Origin of the sequence: Syntrophomonas sp. UBA1041, assembly GCF_002316705.1 — a bacterium.
Lineage (GTDB): Bacteria > Bacillota > Syntrophomonadia > Syntrophomonadales > Syntrophomonadaceae > DTU019.
The window spans coordinates 1-10,338 of the sequence record NZ_DCEA01000026.1 but is presented as its reverse complement, the minus strand read 5'-3'; the positions used below and the strand labels follow the sequence as shown (position 1 = coordinate 10,338).

Sequence of the window (10,338 nt, the reverse complement as noted above, 5' to 3'; positions counted from 1 at the left end):
CCAATGGTGTCGATAGTATTATCCAAATTCTGTCCGGCATCCAGCTTTAAATCCTTGAAAGGTGACACATATAGGATGCGGATGCCACGATCGACTACGGCGCGCACCCAGCGATAATATCTGTCATCAATGCTTTTGACGAAGTCATCATTCACCGAGGTGTAGAGCCTATTGATGGGATACCCGGTTTTCTCCAGCACCTCATCCAGACCGGGGGTATTAACGTAGCCTAATTGTTCCGGTGTTTCTACTACCCCGATCATCAGGCCATAGCGGTTGACCAGATCGGATATGTTATCGAGATGAGCGGGTTGACCACTCACTTCATTGGAAAAAACCAGGTACTTGATGTCATAATCACGGACAATAGCCTCGTATTCCTGCAAGTATTCAAGGGATGTGCCCTTGCTGTTTTCCGGGCGCAAGACTATCTCTAAGCCATAGGCCTTAATCTGCTCGATTTCCCGGGGATCGAAACCCAGTATCATATCGAGTTGAGGCTGTATTTCTTTGCGCTTGTCGAGAACGGCAGCGGCGCTGTTTATAATAAAGTAATGGTTTTCCCCTTCGATTAGGTGGATTATCTGTCCAGCCTGGTAGCGGGACTCCAGCTGCGTACTTAAAAATTGGGCAACCTGCTCCTGGCTGGTAACCGCCACCAGATTGGCGGGGCTTACCTGTTGAGAGCCCATGCTTCTTAAAACCTTATTCCACAGCTGGGGCTGGTTGGCCTCATGGAAGGTGCGAAATTCGCCAAAACTCCATAGGTACACATCGCCTTGAAACGCCAGTTCGCGGAGACTGGTCTCTTTTAGCCCGATATGACGCACTCCATTGTTCTGCAGGCGCTCTAGGACACTGCCCATGGAGACATTGGCGGTAGCTGCCGAACGGGACATCTCTCGATAATCGGCTACTGTGATCAGCCGCTGGTTATTGGCTTCGATGCCAGTACGCAGCTGCCAGCCGCTATAGGATAAAACCAGGAACAGCAACAACCCGCCCCATAACAGCCATTTCAATTTGTGATTATTCACCAGCCTTAAACCTCCTTTAAGAAAAACACTTTAATCAGGCCCAGTAAATAAGCGATGCCTAAATACGCCGCCATGCTGGCTGCCAAGGGCAGCAGAAAACCCAAGCTGGATCGGCCTATACTCAGAAAATCAAAGCCCCACACTACTCCCAGCATGGCCAGAGCGGGAAGCAGCAGCTTAAAAAGGTATAAGATCAGATCGCGGTTGATGAAAGCCCCGATCTCTCTGGTTAGCATGACTGACATCCAGACTGCATAGAGCAGCATGGTTGCCGAGGTAGAAAGGCTTAAGCCGCCTATTCCCGCCGGACGAAACAAAACATAATCCAGACCCAGATTTATGAGTATGCAGCAGCCGCTGGCGATCATAGGCATCTTGAAGCGCTTCAAAGCATAAAAAACGCGATTATAAACCTCCTGGCAAAGGTAGCCCAGTACCGCAAAACTGTAAAACCAGAAGGCTAAAGAAGTCATGGCGGTAGATTCTGCTCCAAAAGCTCCGCGTTGATAAACCAGGGCTATGATTTCTTTATGATAACAGATTACCAGCAGAAGATAAGGCAAAAGAATGAACAGCAGCATTTTAAAGACCTGCCCCAATAAGAACCTGATCCGTTCGAAATCTCTATCCAGGCAATACTGGGATAAACGCGGAAAGACTACTGTAGTCATAGCCACGATAAAAACGCTGGTTATGGTGACAAACAGATTGCCGCCGAAGGCCAGGGAAGCAGCCGTGCCCGGTGAGAGATGGGTGGCAAAGGTGCGGTCGATGATCAAACACAGCTGCAAAAGGGAGTTGCCCATGAGAATAGGCAGCAGGCTTTTGAAGGTATTGCGAATATAGGGGTCGCTCCATTGCAGTTTAAAACGCAAATGGTATTTTTCGCGGATCAGCACCGGGAGTTGGATCAAGAACTGCAAGAGCCACCCCAGGGTGGTTACATAGCCCAGAAAGACCAGGTCGCTGCCCCTCCATAGCAGGGAGGCTATTATAAGCATATTAAAGGGGATACTGATACTGGCAGACACCAGGAAATATTGATGTACTTGCAAAACCCCGGCGGTCAGAAAGGTTAAACTGACAAATAACAGGGTGGGCATCATGATCCGGGTTAGCAAGACTGCTAAATGAGTAACTTCCGAACTGAATCCCGGAGCAATAATACGGGTCAAAGCCGGTGCAAAAACAATGCCCAGTAAAGTGATTGCGGTCGCTAAAAGGGTAACCTGGGCAAATAAATTGGCCAGATACTGGTTGCGCTCTTCCTTGGAACGTTGGGTGATGAAATAGGTCAGGTCAGGTATATTGACAGCTGACAAGGCGGTGCCGATGCTTGAAAAAAACAGGCTGGGAAAGCTGAATACCACCTGAAACATATCGGCTAAAACTGTAGTTCCAAACACTGAGGCAAAGACTATCTCGCGGACAAAGCCCAAAAGCTTGGAGAAAAAAATGGTGATTGAAACCCCTATGAAGGTTTTTCCGGTTTTGTTGCTCATCTGTTATCCTCTTTAAAATCAGTAGCCGTGCTCTGAAATCGATTTCTACTTGTTGCTGGCGACAGCCTTTCTGGGTATTAAGTTCAATGCCAGGCGCGCGTTTTCTTGTGCGCGGCGATGCAGCTCCGCGGCCATCTCCATGACTGCTTGCTGCATTTTACTGTCATTTAGAATTTCGGCGATCTGTGCTGCCATGCCCCCGGCATCCAGGGGCAGCGGGCTTAAAGCGAATTGTCCCAGGAAGGACTCCACTTTGGGGTCATAAGATATTCCTGCGAAACGGATCCCCTGGGTGGCTGCAAATATCAAAGCGTGCAGGCGCATACTTATCATCATATCCAACTGGCTGATCACGGCCAGGAGTTCTCCGCTGCTCAGATTCTGGTTCAATAACGTCGCCGGGCGCCGCATGAGAGCCATCACTCGCTGTGATTCGGATACATCCTCAGGCCAGCTCATGGGCAGAAACAGGATTTGATAGCCCTGATCCGCCAGTGCGTCTAATACTTGCGCCAAAGCGGCTTGATAGCCTTCCAGGGCGGCCCAGCGGCGGACGGAAACCCCGATGCAAGGCGAAGCCGGCAAATGGCCGGAAACAGCCCGCTTATCGTCCTCATTCGGCTGCAGGGCGAATACCGGATCTGCAGTCACCAGGACAGGGGGCTTAACAACGCCCAATTGCTTCAAAAGCTCGGCCGATTCCCGGTCGCGCACACTGATTATATTCACCTTATTAGCGATCAAACGCATCAGCCATTTACTCAGGGGCAGATTTATGGGCCCCACCCCCTGGGCGTAAAACATCACCGGTTTGCCCAAGAGTTTGGCCAGGGCCACCACCCCGATATAATACCACAGGGATTGAGCGCTGGTAACATCCTGAAAAATGCTACCTCCGCCACTGATTAAGAGGTCGCATTGATGCAACTGCCGGCACACTTGCCAGGGGTTTTTGTGATAAACCGCATAGAGGCCGTGGGAAGCAGTTGTCCGGGCAGGATTTCCAGAAAACACAACGAAATCAGCCTTTGGGGCCATGGCTTTGATGGATGAGGTGATGGCCAATAATAAGGCTTCATCACCAGCGTTGTCAAACCCATAATAACCTGACAAGGCGATCTTCATTACCGTACTCCTCACTAAAACTAAATGGTCTAGGTTTGCCCCCGGACCATCTCATTAATTATATTACTAGGCCTGTCTGATAGCAATATATCTCCCAATTACTCAATATTCGTCACCTCTTGACAGGGTTTTATCCTATACTTGCCATATAGACAACCTAAAATAGCGGTGTTAGAATGAACCTAGCTTTGGACTTGGGGGAGGAGTAACCAAATGCTGACTTATGCCCATATTTCTGTGGCATTGATAAGTACCTTCTTTATTTCGATATTATGTGTGCCATTGGCAACTCAACTGGCGCGCAATCTGGGAGCAATTGACCCCCCGGATGAACGCAAGGTGCATAAAGTTGAAATGCCCCGATTGGGCGGCCTGGCGATTTTTGCGGCTTTTATGCTCAGTCTGATCATTTTTACCAAGGTTACCGGGCCTATGCTGGGGCTGGTACTGGGAGCGACTATCATTTTTTTGGTCGGGGCAGCCGACGATATTTATCATCTCTCCCCATTGGTCAAGCTTCTGGGTCAGTCTTTGGCTGCCGCCGTAGCGATGTATTACGGGGCTATGGTGCACTTCATGACCAATCCTTTTGACGGCATGCTGGCTCTGGGGTTCTTAGGCATCCCGTTAACTTTCCTGTGGATCGTAGGGATTACCAATGCTATAAACTTAATCGACGGCCTGGATGGATTGGCTGGAGGAGTCTCGGCAATCGCCGCTACTGCCATGGGGATAGTGGCATTGCGCCAGGGACAGGTGGACGTGGCTATGGCAGCCTTGTTGCTGGTTGCCGCCATCATCGGGTTTCTCCCTTACAATTTTCACCCCGCGCGCACCTTTATGGGGGATAGCGGCTCGAACTTCTTGGGCTTTGTATTGGCTTGTTTGGCCATTATGGGTACTGCCAAAGGCACAGCGGTGGTTTCTTTGCTGATACCGATCGTTATCCTGGGTATTCCCATTTTCGATACCTTTTTTGCCATAATACGCCGCATTAATAATCGTAAACCGATTTTTCTGCCCGACAAAGACCATTTGCATCATCGTTTGATGGCCATGGGAATGAGCCACCGCCGCAGCGTGTTTATCATCTACGGCATCAGCGCTTTCTTCAGCGGGATTGCCGTCTTGTTGACTTTTGCCACCAGCCCCAAAGCATCACTACTGTTGTCTTTACTGTTATTTGTTATTGTCTTGGGCGCAGATCGCATCGGATTGCTGACCGGCCGCAACCGGGGGCGCCCTTCTCCCGACCGCAGTGTTGATGTATAGCCATTAACAAAGGAGCCACTACTAATGCGTAAGACTACACTAAAGTTTTATTTTAAATTCGTGCTGGTGGCCGCACTGGTGTTCGGAATCTGTTTTGGCGCCGGTGCCGGAATGGCCAACCTTTTCAATCGCAATCAACCGAGTATCTCGGCAGAGGAGAATCAGCCGGCCGAGCCTGAACAGCCCGGCGAGCGTACCAGTATCCTGGTTCTGGGGTCGGACGAGCGTAAAGGAGAAACCGCATCACGTTCAGACACGATCATCCTGGTTACTATTGATCCCAATTTAAACAAGGTAGCCGTTGTTTCCATTCCCCGGGATACCCGGGTTACGCTTAGCGGCGGCGAGGTTGGCAAAATCAATGCGGCCTATGCATATGGAGGCCCGGAGGCTTCGGTTAAGGCGGTTCAGAATTTAATGGGCATACCGGTTGATTATTATGTGGAACTAAACTTTGAAGGATTTGCCAAAGTGGTAGATACCCTGGGAGGGGTGACGATTGACGTTCCCCAAAGGATGTACAAGCCCATCGAGGGCATAAACCTCTATCCCGGGCTGCAGCGCCTGAATGGGAGCCAGGCCCTGGCTTTTGTACGCTATCGTGATTATCAGTTGGGTGATATCGACCGGGCCAGCAAACAACAGCAATTTCTAACCGCTCTGGCTGCAGAGATTTTGCAGCCCAGCACCATACCCAAATTGCCGGCTCTGATTAATGAAGCCCGTCCATATTTAGATACCAATATGGGACTGAAAACCATGCTCAAACTTAGCAGCTGGGCGCCCAAATTTACGGCTGAATCGGTGGTGAGCCAGACTCTGCCGGGATATTTTTATGATCAGATGGGCGCTGACAACCAATTGCTGCAGAGTTATTGGGTGGCGGATAAATCCAGCGTAAATGGGTTGGTTGACAAGATGCTGGCAGGACAGACTGTTGCGGTTGTTCAAGAAGGATCGGTAGTGGTGCAGCCCAAGTCATCGAGCAGCAGCAGTTCTGGAACCAATCAAAGCGTGAATAACGACAGTGGAAAATCATCTGGCGACTCCAAGAACAGCGGCGAAGCTTCCGGTGATTCCAAGACCAACGCTAGTGATACTTCCAAGTCAACCTATACTCGTGAGAACAGGAAGACCAGTACTACCAGCACACCGTAGAGCGTAGCTGCAAGTCCCGCCCATAACTGGAGCGGCAGATAGCAGAATAACCCAATTAATATGAGAGTTTGCTTCTTTTCAACACCATTCGCAAAATTTTCCCATGCTGCTGAAAGTTTCAACTGGACTGAGATGTATATATAACAGGTTAAAACGGCCAAGCAACTACACAGCTGTCGACCTGTCGGGGTTACCCCGGTTTATTCACTGGATGGACCCTGACATCTACACTATGTTTCCTGCATAGTACACATGATCGTATTTAAGCCAATCGAAATAGCAACTGGCTATTTTTGCACTTCATACCTAGGAGGCCTGATTGATGTTTTCTGATTTTTATCACCGCATCTGTCTGGTTAAGATTGCCGCAATGCTCCTGGTAGCTGCGGCTATACTCTTGACCTGGCAAACCCTTGTTCTAGCCGATTCCGGGTTAGTAACCGGAAGTGTGGTCAATGTCCGCAGCGGACCCTCTGCAGACCATGCCATTACCGGTAATCTACTGCAGGGCACCAAGGTATCAGTTCTCGAAGAGCAAAACGGCTGGTGCCGCATCAGTTATAACGATCTCAAGGGCTGGGTTTCCGGCCAATACATAGATGTAAGCAAGGACGCCAGGGTGCAGGTGATTGAGACCCTGGTCAACCTCAGATCAGGGCCTGGAACCAGCTACGCGGTGGTAGGCCAGGCCCGGCAGGGAGATAGCCTGATTCTTCTGGGCCAAGACGGCGATTGGAGCAAAGTGCAAAATAGTTCTGGTGTAGTGTGTTATGTAGCCTCCAACCTGGTGCAAAGCGGAGCGGCTCCCCAGACAAGTGTGCCAGCTCCTCAGACCAGCGCGCCAGCTGTAAACGCTTCGGCCGGTTCGGACATCAAAGTATACCTGGATGGTCAGCTGCTGAGCTTTGATGTGCCGCCCCAGATCGAATATGGCCGTACTCTGGTTCCTCTGCGCCGCATTTTTGAGGCCTTGGGAGCTACAGTGGACTGGAATGAATCCAATCGAATCGTAACCGCCACCCGCCAGGGGGTAGTTGTACAGCAACCCATCGGATCGACTAATCCGACAGTAAACGGTGTAGCCTGGCCGATTGAGGTACCGGCCAAGATAGTCGGAGGGCGCACATTGGCGCCCTTGCGATTTGTCGGAGAAGCTTTCGGGGGTAAAGTATCATGGAACGAAGCCGAGCGGACCATTCACATCGAGAGCCCCGAGCCTCCAACCACTCCGGTTGTAACCGTGCCCGGCAGTAAGCTGGTAGTGGTGCGGGAATCTCTGGTCAACCTCAGGGATGGTCCTGGAACCGGGTATACCAAGGTAAGTGCCGCTTCGGCCGGCGAGAGCCTGTCGGTAGTGGATGAGAAAGACGGCTGGTTTCAAGTCAGCCGGGGCGGCAGCCTGGCCTGGATTGCCGGCTGGCTGGTGGAAACCCCCGGAGGCAATTCCGGAGCCCCGGCCATCGATGATAATGAGCTGGTTTGGTACAATACCAGCAAAGATGAGGACGGCTTTAAAATCAATATAGAATCAGGTACCCGGCTGGGAGCCCGCCTTGATGAAAACGGCCAGACCCTGGTCTACACCATCATGGGACGAAGCTTGAAAGGGAACAGCCCTTTGAATGTTTCCCTGGGCGGGAAGAGTCTGAATGTAAAAGGGGAAAACCGCAACGGCGATGCGGTGATCACCGTCACCCTTCCTGCCGGGTTGGAATACCGCACCGAGCGAAGTGACGACGGCAAACGCGAGTCAGTGGTTATTGAAAACCGCATTGTGGACATCAGCCGCAAGGTATTTGGCAATATTGGCGACAACATTATCGTGTACACCTTAACCCCCTGCGAGTATAGCTACAGCCTTAAGAACGACATATTGGAGATCAAACTGGAATCGACCTATCAAGGCGTGGAACGATCCTCTTATGATTATCAGATCAGCCCCCTGTTGGAAAAGATGACCATAAAGGAATCTTCAGGTTCGCCTCCGGACACCACTCTGCGCATAGAAACCAAAAACCTGGGAGATTATCGCATATTCCAAACCAGTGATGACAATGCTTTGAACATTGTTTTGACAAGCACCAAACGCAGTGACAATAAAAACAACAAGCTGGTGGTATTGGATCCCGGCCATGGCGGGCGTGATACCGGGGCCAACGGATCTGTACTGCATGAGAAAGACGTCAATCTGGATATTGCCTTAAAAGCCGGCCAGATTTTAGCGGCGCGCAAATTCGATGTGGCCTATACCCGGGACAGCGATATTTATTTGACCCTGTCCGAACGGGCCAATATCGCCAATGAATTGAATGCTGCGGTGTTCGTATCCGTACACTGCAACTCCGCCGATAATCCGTCAGCGTCAGGTACTGAAACTTACTATTACGCCTCCCTGGAGGATCCGGAATTGTTCATGCAGAAAGACCAGCGCGCCAAACTGGCCAGTCTGTTGCAGAAAAACCTGATAGCACAATTGCGGCTTGCTGATAGAGGGGTCAAGCAGGATAGATTCACGGTGATCATGAATACGAACATGCCTTCAGCCCTGGTGGAAACCGCATTTATCAACAACCCCAGCGAAGAGGCCTGTTTGATGGACAGCTCTTTCAGGAACAAGGCCGCCACAGCCATCGCCGACGCCATCACCGAATATATGAACGACCGTTAAAAAGGGATGAGGCTGTCCTATAAGTCCAAATGGACTTAAGGGCAGCCTTAAGTTTTTGGATTGATATTTTAACCAATCACGTTTGTATTGCGAAATATGCTCATGGAATGTCGAATTCCGGCCTTGCTGACCGCCTGCACAACATATCCACCCAATGCCTTTCCCTGCAATACACTCTCTAAATGAACTTGTTTTCCAATCTTAGCTTTCTTTTCACAAAATCAGCCAACCAGGCTTTCGAAAGCCAAGCAATCTTTCATTCTCTGATCACTCCGTTCTCAAGAAATGCCTCATATCGGTCGCAAATGGGTTTGGTATCACCGAATGCGATCTGCTTCCCCTTATGCAACCAGAGCACCTTGTTGCACATGTTCCGCACCTGCTCCAAAGAATGAGATACCAGAATCGTTGTTGAACCACTGGAGATAATCTCCCGCATTTTTGCCTCGCTCTTTTTGCGAAAGGCGCCGTCCCCCACGGAGAGGACTTCATCGAGAATAAGAATCTCCGGCTTTACCAGAGATGCGATAGAAAACGCCAGGCGAGACTTCATCCCGGAGGAAAGCTGCTTAAAGGGTCTGTCCTGAAATTCCTCCAGCTCGGCAAAAGCGACGATTTGGGGATACATGGCGTTCATAAAATTGCGCGTGTAGCCCAGCATGGCGCCGCGAAGATAGGTATTTTCCTTTACGGTCAGATCCCCGTCAAATCCGGACGCGAGTTCCAAAAGAGCCGCTATATTCCCGTCTCTTATAACCCGGCCCTGGGTGGGCTCCATGATACCGGAAACTGCCTTTAATAACGTTGATTTTCCCGCCCCGTTTGCTCCTATAATACCCAGCATATCTCCTTTTTCAATTTCAAAGGACACCCCGTCTACCGCCAGGAAATTCTTAACCTGATAGTTATTCTTTAATCGGCGCATAACGTATTCTTTTAGCCCGATATCCTTAAAATCCCCTGTCATGTAACGGATGGATACGTTTTCGAGTTTAAGCATCATTTCTCATATCCTCCGTCATACATAATACAGAAACTTATGATTGTATTTTTTATACATCCAGCAGCCTATAGCGAATACAGTCAAAGCGTAAAAAGCCAGCAGCAGGTGAAAGGCCGGCTCAGGAATGTCGTTTTCTATAACGATCTTTCTGAAATACCGGATACATACATAGATGGGATTTAAATAAAACAAATACTGTATTTTAAGCGGAAAAGCCTCAATATTATAAAAGATCGCCGATAAATACATCAAAAGCTGGGTGAACACGCGGTACAGATATTCAATATCCTTGAAAAATACAAATAAAGCCGATAAAATAAGTCCTACGCCCAGATTAAAAACAATCAGACAAATAATAGGGAAAAGCAGGAAGATATACTTCCATGTGAAATGCAGGCCCGGCTCTGCTATGATAAAGCCAAAAAAGATAAGCAGTATCAGACCGAAATTGATCAGCGCCGAGACATTCTTGGAAAACAAAAACAGATATTTGGGTACATTCACCTTGGTAAATATGCCGGAATTTCCTACCAGAGAATGCATTCCTTCGTTGGTCGCATCCGTAAAATAGCT

Annotated in this window: 8 protein-coding genes; 3 read left to right on the top strand and 5 right to left on the bottom strand. The window is 49.6% G+C overall.

Annotated elements, in window-relative coordinates:
* From B2633_RS05060 to csaB, 3 genes are all read right to left on the bottom strand, one after another.
* A partial coding sequence (locus B2633_RS05060) for a DUF5693 family protein (RefSeq protein ID WP_483169575.1) occupies positions 1–1,037 on the bottom strand: 1,037 nt, incomplete at its 3' end.
* 5 nt (positions 1,038–1,042) lie between these two features.
* The gene (murJ, locus tag B2633_RS05055; RefSeq protein ID WP_483169573.1) at positions 1,043–2,539 is read right to left on the bottom strand and encodes a murein biosynthesis integral membrane protein MurJ; all 1,497 of its coding nucleotides are present in this window, start codon (positions 2,537–2,539) and stop codon (positions 1,043–1,045) included.
* A gap of 45 nt (positions 2,540–2,584) precedes the next feature.
* Positions 2,585–3,664: a polysaccharide pyruvyl transferase CsaB gene (csaB, locus tag B2633_RS05050; protein WP_483169571.1), complete on the bottom strand. Its 1,080-nt coding sequence runs from the start codon at positions 3,662–3,664 to the stop codon at positions 2,585–2,587.
* Between the two features lie 213 nt (positions 3,665–3,877).
* Here csaB and B2633_RS05045 point away from each other — a divergent pair, with 213 nt between their 5' ends.
* From B2633_RS05045 to B2633_RS05035, 3 genes are all read left to right on the top strand, one after another.
* Positions 3,878–4,936: a glycosyltransferase family 4 protein gene (locus tag B2633_RS05045; RefSeq protein WP_483169569.1), complete on the top strand. Its 1,059-nt coding sequence runs from the start codon at positions 3,878–3,880 to the stop codon at positions 4,934–4,936.
* A gap of 24 nt (positions 4,937–4,960) precedes the next feature.
* Positions 4,961–6,094, top strand: coding sequence for an LCP family protein (locus B2633_RS05040; protein ID WP_483169567.1), 1,134 nt, complete (start codon positions 4,961–4,963; stop codon positions 6,092–6,094).
* Between the two features lie 322 nt (positions 6,095–6,416).
* Positions 6,417–8,762, top strand: coding sequence for an N-acetylmuramoyl-L-alanine amidase (locus tag B2633_RS05035; RefSeq protein WP_483169565.1), 2,346 nt, complete (start codon positions 6,417–6,419; stop codon positions 8,760–8,762).
* Between the two features lie 256 nt (positions 8,763–9,018).
* Here B2633_RS05035 and B2633_RS05030 read toward each other — a convergent pair whose 3' ends face one another.
* On the bottom strand, positions 9,019–9,765 hold the full coding sequence (locus B2633_RS05030) for an ABC transporter ATP-binding protein (RefSeq protein WP_483169564.1): 747 nt from the start codon (positions 9,763–9,765) through the stop codon (positions 9,019–9,021).
* 15 nt (positions 9,766–9,780) lie between these two features.
* On the bottom strand, positions 9,781–10,338 hold a 558-nt coding region (locus tag B2633_RS05025; protein WP_483169563.1), incomplete at its 5' end, for an ABC transporter permease.